Origin of the sequence: Sphingomonas sp. CFBP 8765, from assembly GCF_014841445.1 — a bacterium.
GTDB classification, from domain to species: Bacteria; Pseudomonadota; Alphaproteobacteria; order Sphingomonadales; family Sphingomonadaceae; genus Sphingomonas; species Sphingomonas aerolata.
In genome coordinates this window covers 273,923-289,363 of sequence record NZ_JACYTY010000002.1, presented here as the reverse complement: position 1 = coordinate 289,363, position 15,441 = coordinate 273,923, and the positions used below count along the sequence as shown (strand labels likewise).

Below are 15,441 nucleotides of genomic sequence, written 5' to 3'. Positions count from 1 at the left end.
ATGCCCCGCGGCCATGACAAACATCATGCCCGCACCCACGCCGAAGCCCTGGATCCTGGGGATCGCGCCGTACACGCCCGGTCGCTCGACGACCGATGATGGCCGCACGGTGATCAAGCTGTCGTCGAACGAGAACCCGCTTGGGACGAGCCCAGCGGCCAAGGCCGCGTTCGACGGCGCGGATCACACGCTCGAACGCTATCCCGACGCCAGCGCGACCGCGCTGCGCGAGGCACTGGCGGCGCATTACGACCTGGATCCGGCACGCGTGATCTATGGCACCGGATCGGACGAGATCCTGCATCTGGTCGCGGGCGCCTATGCGGGCCCCGGCGACGAGATCATCCATGTCCGCTACGGCTTTGCGGTCTACGAAATCGCGACGCGGCGCGTCGGTGCCGAGCCGGTCGTCGTCGACGACCGCGACTATGCGACCGATGTCGATGCGATCCTCGCCGCGGTCACCGAACGCACCCGCGTCGTGTTCGTCGCCAACCCGAACAACCCGACCGGCACGTTCACGCCGCGCGCCGAGATCGCCCGGTTGCACGCCGGCCTGCCGCGCTCGGTGCTGCTCGTCCTCGACCAGGCCTATGCCGAATATCTCAGCCCCGAGGAGGATGATGCCGGCCTCGCGCTGGCGATGACCGAGGCGAACGTGCTCGTCACGCGGACCTTCTCGAAGATCCACGGCCTTGCCGCGGAGCGGATCGGCTGGGGCTATGCCTGCGCGCCGATCATCGATGCGATGCACCGCATCCGCGCGCCCTTCAACGTCACGACGGCGGGCCAGGCGGCGGCCGTCGCGGCGCTGGCGGATACCGGCTTTGTCGATGCGACTCGCGCGCACAACGACCGCTGGCGCGGCTGGTTCGTCGAGCAGGTCGCGCAGATGGGTAATGCCGGCCTGCGCTGCGTACCCTCCAAGGCGAATTTCGTGCTCGTCCTGTTCGAAGGTCAGCTGACCGCCGACGCGGCCTATCACGGGCTGATGGAGGCGGGGTATATCGTCCGCTGGCTGCCCGGACAGGGCCTTCCCAATGCGCTGCGCATCACGATCGGCACCGAGGATGAGACGCGCGGCGTGATCGCGGCGTTGCGCGCGCTGGTCGAGCGGGGCTGATGCTGCCGTTCGCACGCGTCACGATCCTAGGACTGGGGCTGATCGGGTCGTCGATCGCGCGCGGCGTGCTGCAGGCGATGCCGACGGTGCGGCTCACCGGCTATGACGTCGATCCCGCGGTGCGTGCGACCGCGGACCGGCTGGAGTTGTGCCACGACATCGCCGACACCGCGGGCAGTGCGGTGATCGACGCCGATCTGGTGATCCTGTGCGTCCCCGTCGGCGCGATGGCGGCGGTCGCGGCGGAGTTTGCCGCGGACCTGCCCGCCGAGGCGATCGTCAGCGATGTCGGCAGCAGCAAGACCGAGGTCGCACGCGTGCTGGCGGAGGCGCTGCCGGGCGCGACCGTGATCCCCGCGCATCCGGTCGCTGGCACCGAACGCAGCGGGCCCGAGGCGGGGTTCGCGACACTGTTCAACCATCGCTGGTGCATCGTCACGCCCCCCGCGGGCGCCGATCCGGCTGCGGTCGAGCGGGTCGCCGAATTCTGGCGGCGGCTGGGCGCGCAGATCGAGTTCATGGCCCCCGATCATCACGACCGGGTGCTGGCGATCACCAGCCATCTGCCCCATCTGATCGCCTACACGATCGTCGGCACCGCGAGCGATCTGGAAGAGGTCACCCAGTCCGAGGTGATCAAATATTCGGCGGGCGGCTTTCGCGACTTCACGCGCATCGCCGCGTCGGATCCAACGATGTGGCGCGACGTGTTCCTGACCAACCGCGAGGCGGTGCTCGACATGCTGCAACGCTTTTCGGAGGATCTGAGCGCGCTGCAACGCGCGATCCGCTGGGGCAAGGGCGACGAGCTGTTCGACCTGTTCACGCGCACGCGCGCGGTGCGCCGGTCGATCGTCGAACAGGGTCAGGACGACGACGCCGCCGATTTCGGCCGCGCGCACGACTGACCCCGCTCGGAGCGCCGCCAGCGGCGTCAGCCGTCGAGCGCGTTCATCGCCGCATGGACGCGCGCCTCGGCCTCCTCGCGTTTGAGACCGGCGGGGACGACCTCGCCGAAGCGGAAGGTGATGACGCCCGCCCGCTTGGGCCCCTTGCGCGGCCAGACGGTGCCGCTGTCGCAGGCGATTGGGACCGTCGGCATGCCGAGCGCGCGGTAGAGGCCCGCAAAACCCGGCTTGAGCGGCGGATGCTCGCCGGGCACGACCCGGGTGCCTTCGGGGAAGATCAGGACCGAGCGCCCGGTCGCCTTGGCCGCGATCGCCTCGCGCATCATGTTGCGCAGCGCCTTGGCGGATGCGTCGCGGTCGACGACGATCGCACCATAGCGTCGCGCCGCCCATCCCCAGGCGGGGATGTCCGCCAGTTCGCGCTTCAACACGATCGCCGGCCCGTCGAGCAGCGCCTGAAGCTCGAGCGTCTCGAACATCGCCTGGTGCTTGCACGCGTAGAAGGCCGCGACGTCGGGCCTCGTCCCCTCGATCCGGATCCGGATGCCGAGGATCCAGCGCGTCGCCCAGCGGTGGAACCGCGTCCACACCGTCGAATGGACGATCACCGCGCGCGACCCGAACAGCGCGCTGATCGGCACGGTCAGCACGATCGGCGCCGAGATACTGTAAAAGACGATCATGAAGACGATCGTTCGTAACCAGGCGATCATGCGCCAAATCCTATCCACAATGCGATCCGTCGCAGGATCAACTTGTTGTATTCGTTGACCAGCGTCCCGAGCCGCGGGGTGCCGGGGACGCCGTCGCCGAGCACCAGCACCCGCGGCCCGAGCACTGCGGCAAGCTCCATCTTGGCGCGTGGGACATGCCAGTCCGAGGTGACGAGACGCACGGTACGATAGTCGTGCGTCTTGACCCAGCGCGCGGTTTCCTCGGCATTCGACCGCGTATCCACCGCATCTGCGCCGAGATCGACGCAACAGGCGAAGACGCTGGGCGAGGTGCGATATTCGAGCGCGAGGTCGATCGGGCGGACGCCGGGCGCGACTCCAGTCACCAGCATCCGCTTCGCCTGGCGGTCGCGCAGCAGCACCAGACCGCGATCGATCCGCCCTGCCCCGCCGGTCGGCACGACGATCGCATCGGTGGTCGAGCCATTGAGCGGTGGCGGCAGGAGCAGCATGAACGCGGCGAACCCCAGCGCCCAGACGAGCACACCGACACCCAGAAGGCGGACAATCACAGGGTCGTCCTCATCGCGCGCACGATCGTCGCGCGCGCAGCGACCATCGCCAGCACGATGAACCCGATCGGCATCGCGCCCAGCGTGGCCCAGTCGGTCGAGGACAACCGCCCCCCGTCGAGCAGTTCGGAGCCCAGCCCCTGCAACCGGGTCATGATCAGCAAAATGACGGCGATCGCGACGCCGGCACCGGCCACGCCGCCGATCGCGGCGTCGATCGCCACCCGACGCTGGAAGAGACGCGCGACCTGCAGATCGGTCGACCCCAGCATGTGCATGACCTCGATCGTCGCGCGGTGCGTTTCAAGTCCCGCGCGCGCCGCCAGCACGACCACCGCTGCGGTCGCGCCGGCCATCAACAGGACGATGCCGAGCGCGAGCAGCGTCAGCGATCGCATCACACCGCTGACGGGCGACATCCAGGTTTCGTGCCGGTCGACGCGCGCGGTCGGCGCGACGCCGCGAACCGCGCGCGCGACTGAGGCGACCGCGGCATCGTCCTGGCCGCCCAGATCGACGTCGATCATCGCCGGCACGGGCAGCCCCGGATCGGCGCCGTCGCTGCCGAGCCAGGGTCGCAACAGCCGCGTCAGCTCGGCGCGATCGACCGCGGCGACGCGGGTCACTTCCGGCAGCGTCCGCAGCGTCGCGAGGACGCGGGCGGCACTGGCATCACGCCGAACCGGGTCGCCGTCGATGATCTGGACCGTCAATCGCCCCGCCAGCTGACGATCGAGCGCGCGGGCGGCACCCGCAGTCCCCAGCCCGAGTGCGGCGGCGAGCATGGTGAGGAACAGCATGATCGCCATGACCCAGGTCATGGCACGGACGCCGCCAGCCTCGTCGAGCACGCGACGTTCGGATGCGCGGCTCATGGCTCGGCCCGGGGCGATGGGGGGTACTGCAACGACCCGGTCGGATCGAGCAACCGGCCGTGATCCAGCCGCATCATCTGCGCGGTCGGAATCCGGTTGAGAAGGTGCAGATCATGCGTCGCGACCACCACCGTCGTGCCGAGCTTGTTGAGCGATTCGAACAGATGGAGCAGCCGCTCGGCCATGTCGGGATCGACATTGCCGGTCGGCTCGTCCGCGACCAGCATCTCGGGCCGGGCGATCACCGCGCGCGCGATCGCGACGCGTTGCTGCTCACCACCCGACAGCGTCGCCGGTCGCGCCTCGGCGCGTTCGGTCAGGCCGACCCAGGCGAGCATCTCCTCGACCGGTTGGCGCAGGTCCGCCTCGGGCATCCCCGCGACGCGCAACGGCAGAGCGATATTGTCCCAGGTCGACAGATGCGGGACGAGCCGAAAATCCTGGAACACCACGCCGATGCGGCGGCGAAACCCCGGCATCCGGTCACGCGGGAGCAGCACCGCATCCTCGCCGAACAGCCGGATCACCCCGCGGCTCGGCCGCTGCGCGAGATAGAGCAGTCGGAGCAACGACGTCTTGCCCGCGCCGCTCGCGCCGGTCAGAAAGTAGAAGGCGCCGCTGCGCAGCGTGAACGAGATGTCGGACAGCGTTTCCGCGCCGGTGTCGTAGCGCAAGCCAACATTTTCGAACTGCACGATATTCGCCATGAAATTGGTCGCGCCCGCCCGAGTTCGCCTGTGCCGTGAGGCTCGCTTTCGCATGAAAGCGCGCGCGGCTTCAAGCTGGCGGCCATCTGCAGCGCGGCAGACAGCATCCGGGCGCATGATGCTTGCCACGAGCGGGGGCCACGTGCTTAGTTTGACCGCGAACGGCCCCGTCCCGCGGCCCGCAGTGAATCGTGCCCGATGATCCTCCAATGCCCCGAGTGCAGCACACGCTATCTGGTCCCCGACAGCGCGATCGGCACCGAAGGTAGGACCGTGCGCTGTGCCAATTGCCGCCACAGCTGGTTCCAGGCCGCGACGGACGTCACGGCGCCCGACGCGCCAGCCGCCGCGGAGGCAATGCCCGCGGCCCCGCTCGGCTTTGCGCCCGCGCCGCCGTTCGGCGCGGCGTTCGACGCTGAGCCCGCCGCGCCCCCGGTCTGGCCCAATCCGGCGTGGCCCAATCCGTCCTCGCCCACCCCGTCCGGGGTTCCGATGTCTTCGCCGCCTTCGGCTGCGCAGACCGCCGACGATCTGCCGCCGCCGATCATCCGACCCTTTGCGCCATTGGTCGCCGCGCCGGCTGCCCCGCCCGCTGCCGCGCCGGATGTCGAAGATGCGCAGGCCGTGCCGCCGGCGGCTGCGACGACCGTGGCCGTCGCGACCACCGACAGCGCCGCCCCGCCCTCCTATGCGGGAAGCCGGAGCGACGCCGATTCCTATGATGCATTCGCACATGCCCCGCCGTTCCGCGCACGGCGCAACACCACCCGGCTGTGGACGATCGGTGCGGTGGCGGCTGGGCTTCTGATGCTGCTGGGCGTCGCTGCGATCCTCTATGTCGGCGCACCTGGCCTTGCGACGCAGCTTGGACTCGTGACGGGCGCGGACGAGACACCGCTGCGACTGCGCGACAATCCAATCGAGCGCCGTGAACTGGACAACGGATCCGAGCTGTTCGCGGTCAGCGGCCAGGTCACCAATCCCTCCGATTCGACGCAGCGTGTGCCCGACATCCGCGCCGAGCTGCGCGATGCGCAGGGCCGGATCGTGTATAGCTGGACGATCACCCCGCAAAAGCGGACGCTGACACCCGGCGCCGCGATCGATTTCAACTCCGCCAAGCTCGACGTGCCGTCAAATTCGAAACGGCTCGAACTGAGCTTTGCCGGCGAAAACGCCTCCTGATCCGGTTCCGCCGCCCCGACGCGGTGGCGGCATAGGGCCCTGCGACATGATTTTCTCGCAGCGGCGCGCATTCGATGGCGAAAGGGCGTTGCGGGATCGCAAAAGCCTTGCTAGTGGCACCGGCCTACCAGCTAGCCGGCTTGTCCGGTCAGTGTTTCACGTGCGGCCGTGGCGGAACTGGTAGACGCGCAACGTTGAGGTCGTTGTGGGCGAAAGCCCGTGGAAGTTCGAGTCTTCTCGGCCGCACCACTTTCCTCGTTTCTACCGACCCGGATCAGGACCACCCCCATGGGGGACATGTCGGTCCGTCCTGCGGGATCCTGTCAAAGCGGAGCACGGCGATGGCCGATTCGATCGACGACCAGATCATCGAAACGCCCGATGGCCCAATGACGTTCGCGCAGTGGAAGAAGAAGCACCCCGTGCAGCTCCCGTCGCGCCGCACCAAGGGCAAGAAGCTTCCCAACAAGGTGAAGTTGACGACCGACGAGGTTTAGTCGCCGGTCGTCGTTGCCAGGCCCCTGGGAGGGGGGATGGGGACCTGACAATCGGGGTTTGACTCCAGCACCCGGGACAAAGTCACGAGCGATAGCGGCGCAACGAAGCGAAGCCCGAATCGGTTGCCACGCCGCCAGCAGATTGCCGCAAAAATCGCGAGTCCGCCGGGATCGACGACGAGCTGGGCCGCCTGCCCTTGTGAAAAATGCTCGCAGAGCGACGGCGCGACCTCGAGTTTCGCGCCGCCGGTCGAGATGTCGACCAGCCTTGCAGCATACCAGTACCCCTCGACATTCAGCCTGACTGGTGCCGAAACCACGAATCGTGGCGATCGGGCGATCATCCCGGCGGCGTCGCGCATCGCGAAGACGGGGTCGATCACATGCGGCTCGTCAAAATCGACCCCTGCGTGAAACCCGTCGACCCAGCGGACGGTGGCGCGAAGCAACGGCATGCCCCGCACCTTGATCTCGAGCGTCTCACCAAGCGCTGGCAGCGTGGTGAAGCGCGCCTTCAGACCGACGGTCGAAATGTCATGGACGAGACAGATCGAGCCGCGGTCGGCATGCATGACCCGGCCGATCAGCAGGACGGTCGCATGGCGTCGACCGGCCCGCCGGTCGCGGTCCGCCAGCCGGCGCAGAGCTGCCCCGCTCCCGGTGTCGCCGCCGGTTTCGTCCTCCTCGTCAGGCCCCGAGAGCACGCGCCGTCTCCCCGCCGCCATGCGATCGGGGGCCGCGACGCGCGATCACCACAGAACACTCTGTCGTCGCGCGATCGCGCCATCTGGTGCCTGAGCCTGGTCTGCCTTGCCGCACATTTGATATCCCCGAACGGTGTCGGCGAACCGTGCTAGGCGCGGCTTAACTAATTACTACAAAACCGAAATTACTGTAATACCGTGCTGAATGCCGGTCAGCGTCGGGCGATCGCGGTGAGGTAGCCGGCGACCGCGTCATAGCCGGCTGCGCTCAGCGAGATTTCGATGCGACGCCGATCGGTCGGGTCGTTGACGCGGTCGATCAGCTTCAGCTTGTGGAGGTGCTCGATCCAGCGTTGCGACGTGGTGACCGGTGCATCCGCCATCGCGACCAGCGCCTTGACGTTGGTCGGCCGGTGATCGCGGTGCGAAACGAACAGTGCGACGAGCATGTCCCAGGCCGGCTCGTGAAACAATTCGCCCGGCAGGAAGCGACGGCGCAGTTTACGATGCGCCAGAATCTCCTTGGCCCGGGCGACGAGCATTTCCTCGCTGATCGGGCTCGTCGCATCCTCGGCCCGCTGGTCGACGACCCGCGATGCCCGCGCCGTGAACTCCTCGCTGACGGCGGCCAGCCTCGATCCCAGATCCTTGATCAAGTCGGCAACGGATTCGTCTTTCACCACATGCTCCCGGTCGCCCACAGGGTCTTAAGCCCATAATGACCCAAATATGGCGGCACGCCGGCATAATGGTCAACATCATTCAGCTATCTGTTTTACCGCTCTATTCTTTTAGGTACACGCGATAGTCTCGGAACTTTCTTAAGATATGCAAAACGGGTTGAAATCTGTTCAGTTTGGTTGTGATTGGTGGCTTGCCCCGTGTGAGTTTTTGGGCTGCAACAGGTAGAATTTTGTACCAATGTGAAACCAATATAAGGTTTGATCGCTTTTGCCCGCGTCCGGCATGATCCTCCGGCTCGGATGCCCTCCTCGGAGATACGCGATGAATGCTGCACGCACCTATGAGCTTCTGCAGGAAGCTTGTCGCGCGCTCGAACAGGCGGGCGATCATGCGATTGCGGCCTATGTCGGTGTCAGCATGGCGATGGTCGAGGAGAAATACCTGGTCGGGCACGACCATCTCGACCCGATCGATCAGGACTGAAGCCAGCGCGGTTCCGAATGCCAAGGGCTTGTTATGGCCGCATGTCGGGCCGATGTCCGGACGTCACGCGTTGGCCGTATCAACCGTGCGAAAGGATGTCGTGCCCGCTTCCCTGCCTGCCTATCTGAACGCGATCGGGACTGCGGTCCCCGGCCATGACATTCACGAGGCGTTTATCCGCTGGGCACGCGACCGGGTCGATGCCCGTTCGGCCAAACTCTTCGATCGGATGGCGGGTCGATCGGGTATCACGCATCGCTGGTCGGTGCTGCCGCCGACCGAGGCAATCGCGGTCGCTGACGGCGTCGACGGCGACGACACGCAGCGGCTGCACGCCGGGTCCCCGGTCGATCCCGGCGGCTTTTACGCGATCGATCCGCATCCCGGCACCGCCGAGCGGATGGCCATCTATGCCGACGCCGCACCCGGTCTTGCGCTCGAGGCGATCGCCGCGCTTCAGGAAACGATCGCGCTCGGCACGATAACGCATCTGGTGGTGGCGAGCTGCACCGGGTTCGTCGCGCCCGGCATCGACCAGATCATCGCCCGCAGGCTCGCGCTGCCCGCGACGGTCGAGCGGCTGCTGATCGGGTTCATGGGATGCTATGCCGCGGTCGTCGCTCTCCGCAGCGCGCGGCATATCGTCCGGTCAGAGCCCGGGGCGCGCGTCCTGGTCGTCACCGTCGAATTGTCCACGCTGCACCTGCAGGCGGTGTCCGAGATCGAGCCGCTGCTGGCGATGCTCCAGTTCGGCGACGGTGCCGCCGCGGCGCTGGTGACCAGCGATCAGAGCGGATTCGAACTCGAAGCGCCGTTCGCCACCGCATTGCCCGACAGCGAGGCACTGATCCGCTGGGACATCACCGACCAGGGCTTTGCGATGCACCTGTCCGGAGAAGTGCCGGGGCGGATCGCGCAGGCGCTTGCCGATCCCGCCTTCCGTGCCGCCGCGAGCGGCGGGCGCCCCGCGGACACGGTCGACGGATGGGCGGTCCATGCCGGCGGGCGATCGATCCTCGATGCGGTCGAGCATGCCCTGACGCTCCCGGCGGATGCACTCGACGCGTCGCGCGCGGTGCTGTCGGCGAACGGCAACATGTCGTCGGCGACGCTGATGTTCGTGCTGCAGCGGTTGCTCGCCGGGCCGGACATCGCGCGGGGCGTCGCGCTGGCGTTCGGCCCGGGTCTCGCAGCCGAGGGTATCGGCTTCCGAAGCGCACCGCGATGCTGACGACGCGAGCGCAGGCCGAGGAACTGATGGACTCCGACGACCTGTCGCCGGAGACCTATGCCGCGGTGGTCGCCGATCTCGCGAAGGTGAATGTCGTGACGATGGCGGCGCGTCCGACGCTTGCCTTTCTGAAGCGGGTCATCGCGGGGCGGACACGGCTGAGGCTGCTCGATGTCGGGTTCGGCGATGGCGACATGCTGAGGACGATCGAGCGCTGGGCAGGCAGGCGAGGCGTGGACACCGAACTGGTCGGGGTCGACCTCAATCCCCGCAGCGAACAGGCCGCGCGCATGCATACGGACACGGGATCGACGATCCGCTATGTCACGGGGGATTACGCCGATCTTGCCGGTAAGACGGGTGGGGAACCCCGCTGGGATGCGATCGTCAGCAGCCTGGTCGCGCACCATATGAGCCATGCGCAACTGATCGCCTTTCTGCGGTTCATGGACACGCATGCGCGATGCTGGCTGATCAACGATCTGCATCGCCACGGGTTTGCGCATCGCGGATTTCCGATTCTCGCACGGCTCGCGCGCTGGCATCCGATGGTGCGTCACGACGGGACGCTGTCGATCGCGCGGTCGTACCGGCCCGACGAATGGCCGGCGATCCTCGACGAGGCGGGGATCCGCGGTGCGCGCGTGTTCCGGGCGTTCCCGTTCCGACTGTGCGTCGAACGGCTGCGGTGACCGCGACGCGCGCGCTGATCGTCGGCGGCGGGCCGGCAGGGGCGGCGGTCGCGATCGAGCTTGCACGCGCGGGCCTGCCGCATCTGTTGATCGAGCGTAGCCGCGAGACGGGCGACGCCTTGTGCGGCGGGTTCCTGAGCTGGCGGACGCTCGATACGCTGGCGAGGCTGGGAATCGATCCTGATCAGCTCAACCCGGCGCGAACGACGACCGTCCGGATCTTCGCCGGTAGCCACGTCGCGCATGCCGCGCTGCCAAGGCCTGCGCTATCGGTATCGCGACGGCGGCTCGATACCGTTCTGCTCGCCGCCGCGGTGGCGCAGGGCGCAGCGATCGAACGCGGGGTGACCGTCCGGGCGATCGAAGACGGCCAGGTGCGGACCGCCGATGGCGCGGTGATCGCCGCGCCCGCGCTGTTCCTGGCGAACGGCAAGTCGGATGTCCGCGGGACCGCACGGCCGGCAAGCGCCCGCGGCACAGATCCGACGCTCGGGATACGCGTCCGCATCATGCCCCCGCCGGCGATGGCCCGAGCGCTGGCGGGGCAGATCGACCTGTATCTCTTCGACCGGGGCTATGCCGGCCTTGCGATGCAGGAGGATGGCAGCGCGAATCTGTGCATGGCAGTACATCGCTCGCGGTTGCAGGAAGCGGGAACGCCGGCGGATCTGCTCGCCGAGCTCGGCCGCGCAATGCCTGTGCTTGGCGAATGGGTCGCCGCGATCGCGCCGGATGCGACGATCGATGCGATCGCCAACGTCCCCTATGGCTGGCGCCAGACGACGGGGCAGGCGGGGCAGTACAGGCTGGGCGATCAGGCGGGGGTGATCCCCTCGCTGGCGGGCGAGGGCATGGGCATCGCGCTGGCCAGCGGACTTGCCGCCGCGCGCGCCTATCGCACCGACGGGGCAGGGGGGGCAGCGGCATGGCAGCAGCAGCTGGCGCGGACGCTCGCGCGGCCGATCGGGGTGGCGGGCGCGGTGCGCCGGGTGGCCGAAAGCCGCGGTGCCGCCCACCTGATCCCCTTTGCGCATCCCGTACTGATCCGAATGCTCGCGCAGGCGACGCGGATCGGCGCGTGACGCGCCGTCGCGCGGCGATGAATACTGTCGACGAAACGCCGGGCGGAGTGCGCGTGCCGCGGGCGCACACGCGAACCGCTTGTCGGCGCCGCGGTTAAGGCGTATTTCGTCGACCCTTCATGGCTCGCGCGCGTCCCGCTTCCCGCCCCTCTCGGCCTCGCTCCTCATGGCGCCGCCGGTTTGTCCTCCTCCTGAAGGTTCTCGCCGGTATTGCCATCCTCGCGTTCGGCGCACTGGTGATCGCGATCTACATCGCCCGCGCGCAGCTGCCGAGCTTCGAAAGCCTCAAATCCTCGCCCAATGGCCAGATGATCCGGGTGCATGCCGCCGATGGCAGCGTGATCGTGTCGATGGGGCCGAGTTTCGGCGAATGGCTTTCCTATGGCCAGATCCCCGCGGTGATGCGCGACGCGACGGTCGCGGTCGAGGATCGGCGCTTTCGCTCACATCTCGGCGTCGATCCGGTCGGGATCGCACGCTCGGTCAAGGTCCGGTTCGATCGCGGGCGCTGGACGCAGGGCGGGTCGACGATCACGCAGCAGCTCGCACGCAACGTCTTCCTCAACAACCAGAAGAAGTTCGGGCGCAAGTTCCGCGAATGGATCCTGGCGTTCGCGCTCGAGCGCAAGTTCAGCAAGGACCAGATTCTCGAACTCTACCTCAACAAGGTCTATTATGGCGGCGGCGCCTACGGGATCGACGCCGCGTCGCGCAAGTTCTTCGGGCACGGGGCGGACCGCCTGTCGCTGGCCGAAGCGGCGGTGATCGCAGGGCTCGTCAAGGCACCGTCCAACTATTCGCCGACCGCCGATGCCGAGGCGGCGATGGGCCGCGCGGGCGTCGTGCTGAAGACGATGGCGGAAACCGGCGTCATCAGCGCGAGCGAGGCGGCCGATGCGGATGTGCAGGGGCTCAAACTGGCACCCGAGCCGAAGCAGAACAGCGTCCGCTACTTCACCGACTGGGCCTTGCCGCAGCTCGACACGCTGATCGACGAGACCGAGGCGCCGCTCGAGGTGTGGACGACGCTCGACCTGTCGATGCAGCGCGATGCCGATGCCGCGATCCGGGCGAATGCCCCCCCGGGTGCGCAAGGTGCACTGGTATCGCTCGACCGCGATGGCGCGGTCAAGGCGATGGTCGGCGGCAAGGACTATGTGTCGTCGATCTACAACCGCGCGACGCAGGCGGTCCGCCAGCCGGGTTCGGCGTTCAAGCTGTTCGTGTATCTCGCCGCGCTCGAGGCCGGGCACAAGCCCGAGGATTCGATCGTCGACGAACCCGTGACGATCGATGGATGGAGCCCGCGCAACGATTCGCGGCGCAATTCCGGCGCCGTCAGCCTGCGTACGGCCTTTGCCTATTCGCTGAACACCGTCGCGGCCAAGCTGGGGCAGGAGGTCGGTTTCACGACGGTCGCGGACATGGCGCGGCGGTTCGGGATCACGACGACGGTCAACACGCATCCCTCGATGGTGCTGGGCACGTCGGAGGTCCGCGTGATCGACATAACGCGCGCCTTTGCCAGCGTCGCGAGCAAGGGCGTCGCGGTGACCCCCTATGGCATCACTCGCGTGACCGCGAACGGCCAGACGATCTACACGCATGAGGTCGATCGCAGCCACGTCCTCGTCGCCCCCTATGTCGCCGCCGAGATGACCGACCTGTTGCAGACCGCGGTCAACACCGGTACCGGGCGCGCCGCGCAGATCGGCCGCCCGGTGGCGGGCAAGACGGGAACGACCAGTTCGTCGAAGGATGGCTGGTTCCTCGGCTTCTCGAGCGGCATCACCACCGGCGTGTGGATGGGTCGCGACGATGCCAAGCCGATCTCCGGACTGCACGGCGGTACGGCACCGGCGCGCGCCTGGGCGGCGTTCATGAAGCCCGCCACGGCCAATCGCCCGATCGAGCAGTTCGAGACGCAGGTGACCCTGCCCGAATGGCAGCTCGAACCCGATGAGGAGAGCTATTTCGGCCAGCCGGACAACGGCCAGATGATGGTCGACGAGAATGGCAATCCGATCGAGCCTGGCGGTGTTCCGGATATGCCGAGCGATGCCCCGGCGGGTGAGCCGATACCGCGCCCCGATGCGGACCCGTCCGACCAGGCCCCGCCGGTGCCGCAGCAGCAGTTGAACCAGGACTGGATCGACAGGGTAACGGGCCGGGACGCACCACGGCGCGATCCCGCCGCGCCGCAGCCGCGCGCGCCCCAGCGGGACTGGTCACGCGAGAGTTCGCGCGACCGCTTTCAGGACGATCGACCGACCCAGTGAAGCGCCGCGCCATGCGTGCGTAGCCAGACGCGCGCAGGGGTGGGGTCCTCACCATAGAGATCGGCGACGAGCGCGTGGAAGGCGGGCGCGTGGTTCATGTGGACGCGGTGGGCGACCTCGTGCGCCACCGTTGCCCGCCGTACGAAGCCGGGGGCGAGGATCAGCCGCCAGCTGTAGCGGATCACCCCGCTCGACGCGCAGCTGCCCCAGCGGCCCCTGGCATCACCGATCGCGACCTGCGTGACGCTCACCCCCGCCTTGGCGGCATATTCGGCGGTTTCCTGGTCCAGCAGGCCCAGCGCGGTATGCTTGAGCCATGCCTCCACACGGCGGGGAATCGTCTCGACGGGACCGGACAGCGACAGGATCGCCCCCTCACGGACCACTGTGCGCCGGCTGCCGGGGGTCCAGTGGATCGTCACCGGCTCATCGGCGACCATCACGACCGCGCCGGGAACGAAAGGCTGCGGCTGCGGTAGACGCGCGCGCTGCTCGGCGATCCAGTCCGCCTTCTCCTCCGCCCAGGCCAGTGCCTGCTTCAAGGCCGCCCGCTTGGGCAGGACGAGCCGGGCGCGGCCGCTGGCGGGATCGATCGACAACCGTGCCCGGCGCGCGCGCGGATGCCGGATGATCTCGAGGCCGTCGATCACCGGGTCAGAGTTCGCGGTCGATCACGTGATATTCGAGTTCGCCGGCCTCGTCCTCGCTGATCGTCCAGCCGCGGACCGACTGTTTGGCGCGGTGGACCGCCTCGCGATCGCCGCAGACGAGATAATGCCACTCGGGAAGCTGCTCGCCCGCCGCTCGCAGGCGGTAGGCGCAGGTCGAGGGCAGCCAGTCGATATCGCGGACATTCGACGTCGTCAGCCGCACGCATTCGGCGACATAGGCGTGGCGGTGCCGATAGTCCGAACACTGGCCGCTGCGCCGGTCGAGCAGCCGGCACGACACATTGGTCGCGACGAGCTCGCCGGTATCCTCGTCCTCGAGCTTGTGGATGCAGCATTTGCCGCAACCGTCGCACAGGGCTTCCCACTGGCCGCGGTCGAGCTTCTCGATCGGCGTGTCTTCCCAGAATCTGGCGCTCATCGGGCCCAGCGCTTGATGTCGTCGGCCAAGGCCTGTGGTCCCTTATCCTGTGGCAGCAGCGCGAGAGGCTTGCCGTCCGGATCCATCAGATAGGCCTGACGCGAGTGGTTTACGAGGTAACCGCCACCGGACGCGGCATCCCCCTTGGCCGAGAAGATCGCGAATTCCTTTTTCACCGTCTCGATCGCAGCGGGACTGCCGGTGAGCCCGACGATGCGCGGATGAAAGGCGGTGACGAACTGCTTGACGACCGCAGGGGTGTCACGCGTCGGATCGACGGTCACGAAGATCGGCACGATCCGCGCCGCGAGCGCCGGGTCGCTGGCCTCGAGCAATTTCATCGCGCCGCCGATCGTCTGCATGTCGGTCGGACAGACGTCGGGACAGAAGGTGTAGCCGAAATACATGATCCGGTATTTGCCCGCGAACCGGCGGTCGCTGACCTGTTGCCCGTCCTGATCGACGAGCGTGAACGGCCCGCCGATCCGCGCGCCGGCAAGCGGCGGCGTCGCGGGCGCCGCGCTCGTATCGGGCGCAGAGGGGCTGCACGCCGCAAGCGCGAGGGCGGCGAGAAGGGCGGGGCGTCGATTGGTCATGATACAGCCAGCCTTGATCTGTTAGCCCGTGCGGCGCAAGCGTCGCACATCACCCGCGTC

Annotated in this window: 18 protein-coding genes and 1 tRNA gene; 10 read left to right on the top strand and 9 right to left on the bottom strand. The window is 67.8% G+C overall.

The window, feature by feature from the left end; all coding sequences use genetic code 11:
* Positions 1-25 precede the first annotated feature (25 nt).
* Together hisC and IFT87_RS05845 are read left to right on the top strand one after the other, a co-directional pair.
* Positions 26-1,123, top strand: coding sequence for a histidinol-phosphate transaminase (gene hisC, locus IFT87_RS05850; RefSeq protein WP_031439518.1), 1,098 nt, complete (start codon positions 26-28; stop codon positions 1,121-1,123).
* A complete protein-coding gene (locus IFT87_RS05845) occupies positions 1,123-2,031 on the top strand; it encodes a prephenate/arogenate dehydrogenase family protein (protein WP_037529033.1) in 909 nt (302 codons plus the stop codon). The genes hisC and IFT87_RS05845 overlap by 1 nt, the downstream gene beginning before the upstream one ends.
* 26 nt (positions 2,032-2,057) lie before the next feature.
* Here the strand turns inward: IFT87_RS05845 and IFT87_RS05840 are convergent, their stop codons facing one another.
* Genes IFT87_RS05840 through ftsE form a run of 4 tightly spaced genes read right to left on the bottom strand, consistent with a single transcriptional unit; the run spans position 2,058 to position 4,859 of the window.
* Positions 2,058-2,744, bottom strand: a complete 687-nt coding sequence (locus IFT87_RS05840) for a lysophospholipid acyltransferase family protein (RefSeq protein WP_031439520.1) — start codon at positions 2,742-2,744, stop codon at positions 2,058-2,060.
* On the bottom strand, positions 2,741-3,277 hold the full coding sequence (locus tag IFT87_RS05835) for a YdcF family protein (RefSeq protein WP_037529032.1): 537 nt from the start codon (positions 3,275-3,277) through the stop codon (positions 2,741-2,743). The genes IFT87_RS05840 and IFT87_RS05835 overlap by 4 nt, the downstream gene beginning before the upstream one ends.
* Complete coding sequence (locus IFT87_RS05830) at positions 3,274-4,152, bottom strand: cell division protein FtsX (protein ID WP_192007869.1); 879 nt, start codon at positions 4,150-4,152, stop codon at positions 3,274-3,276. The genes IFT87_RS05835 and IFT87_RS05830 overlap by 4 nt, the downstream gene beginning before the upstream one ends.
* Positions 4,149-4,859, bottom strand: coding sequence for a cell division ATP-binding protein FtsE (gene ftsE, locus IFT87_RS05825; RefSeq protein WP_056406665.1), 711 nt, complete (start codon positions 4,857-4,859; stop codon positions 4,149-4,151). The genes IFT87_RS05830 and ftsE overlap by 4 nt, the downstream gene beginning before the upstream one ends.
* 198 nt (positions 4,860-5,057) lie before the next feature.
* Here ftsE and IFT87_RS05820 point away from each other — a divergent pair, with 198 nt between their 5' ends.
* The 3 genes from IFT87_RS05820 to IFT87_RS05810 all read left to right on the top strand — a co-directional run bounded on the left by IFT87_RS05820 (position 5,058) and on the right by IFT87_RS05810 (position 6,541).
* On the top strand, positions 5,058-6,044 hold the full coding sequence (locus IFT87_RS05820) for an MJ0042-type zinc finger domain-containing protein (RefSeq protein WP_192007867.1): 987 nt from the start codon (positions 5,058-5,060) through the stop codon (positions 6,042-6,044).
* Between the two features lie 162 nt (positions 6,045-6,206).
* Positions 6,207-6,293, top strand: a tRNA-Leu gene (locus IFT87_RS05815).
* Between the two features lie 92 nt (positions 6,294-6,385).
* Positions 6,386-6,541 (top strand): hypothetical protein, encoded by a 156-nt coding sequence (locus IFT87_RS05810; RefSeq protein ID WP_166746558.1) that lies wholly within the window; start codon positions 6,386-6,388, stop codon positions 6,539-6,541.
* Here the strand turns inward: IFT87_RS05810 and IFT87_RS05805 are convergent.
* Together IFT87_RS05805 and IFT87_RS05800 are read right to left on the bottom strand one after the other, a co-directional pair.
* Complete coding sequence (locus IFT87_RS05805) at positions 6,538-7,245, bottom strand: PilZ domain-containing protein (RefSeq protein ID WP_192007866.1); 708 nt, start codon at positions 7,243-7,245, stop codon at positions 6,538-6,540. The genes IFT87_RS05810 and IFT87_RS05805 overlap by 4 nt on opposite strands.
* A gap of 212 nt (positions 7,246-7,457) precedes the next feature.
* Complete coding sequence (locus tag IFT87_RS05800) at positions 7,458-7,925, bottom strand: hypothetical protein (protein ID WP_031395526.1); 468 nt, start codon at positions 7,923-7,925, stop codon at positions 7,458-7,460.
* 325 nt (positions 7,926-8,250) lie between these two features.
* Here IFT87_RS05800 and IFT87_RS05795 point away from each other — a divergent pair, with 325 nt between their 5' ends.
* From IFT87_RS05795 to IFT87_RS05775, 5 genes are all read left to right on the top strand, one after another.
* Positions 8,251-8,412, top strand: coding sequence for a hypothetical protein (locus IFT87_RS05795; protein WP_156360361.1), 162 nt, complete (start codon positions 8,251-8,253; stop codon positions 8,410-8,412).
* Between the two features lie 100 nt (positions 8,413-8,512).
* Entirely contained in the window at positions 8,513-9,643 is a 1,131-nt protein-coding gene (locus IFT87_RS05790) for a type III polyketide synthase (protein WP_037532050.1), read from the top strand.
* The gene (locus IFT87_RS05785; RefSeq protein ID WP_031440918.1) at positions 9,637-10,335 is read left to right on the top strand and encodes a methyltransferase domain-containing protein; all 699 of its coding nucleotides are present in this window, start codon (positions 9,637-9,639) and stop codon (positions 10,333-10,335) included. The genes IFT87_RS05790 and IFT87_RS05785 overlap by 7 nt, the downstream gene beginning before the upstream one ends.
* The gene (locus tag IFT87_RS05780; RefSeq protein WP_342211133.1) at positions 10,332-11,417 is read left to right on the top strand and encodes an NAD(P)/FAD-dependent oxidoreductase; all 1,086 of its coding nucleotides are present in this window, start codon (positions 10,332-10,334) and stop codon (positions 11,415-11,417) included. Before IFT87_RS05785 ends, IFT87_RS05780 begins: the two co-directional genes overlap by 4 nt.
* A 119-nt stretch (positions 11,418-11,536) precedes the next feature.
* Positions 11,537-13,696, top strand: coding sequence for a transglycosylase domain-containing protein (locus tag IFT87_RS05775; RefSeq protein ID WP_192007864.1), 2,160 nt, complete (start codon positions 11,537-11,539; stop codon positions 13,694-13,696).
* Here IFT87_RS05775 and IFT87_RS05770 read toward each other — a convergent pair.
* The 3 genes from IFT87_RS05770 to IFT87_RS05760 are packed head-to-tail and all read right to left on the bottom strand — an operon-like array spanning position 13,672 to position 15,381.
* A complete protein-coding gene (locus IFT87_RS05770) occupies positions 13,672-14,346 on the bottom strand; it encodes a YgjP-like metallopeptidase domain-containing protein (RefSeq protein WP_192007862.1) in 675 nt (224 codons plus the stop codon). The genes IFT87_RS05775 and IFT87_RS05770 overlap by 25 nt on opposite strands.
* Before the next feature lie 4 nt (positions 14,347-14,350).
* Complete coding sequence (locus tag IFT87_RS05765; protein WP_031395091.1) at positions 14,351-14,785, bottom strand: YcgN family cysteine cluster protein; 435 nt, start codon at positions 14,783-14,785, stop codon at positions 14,351-14,353.
* The gene (locus IFT87_RS05760) at positions 14,782-15,381 is read right to left on the bottom strand and encodes an SCO family protein (RefSeq protein ID WP_037528571.1); all 600 of its coding nucleotides are present in this window, start codon (positions 15,379-15,381) and stop codon (positions 14,782-14,784) included. Before IFT87_RS05760 ends, IFT87_RS05765 begins: the two co-directional genes overlap by 4 nt.
* Positions 15,382-15,441 lie beyond the last annotated feature (60 nt).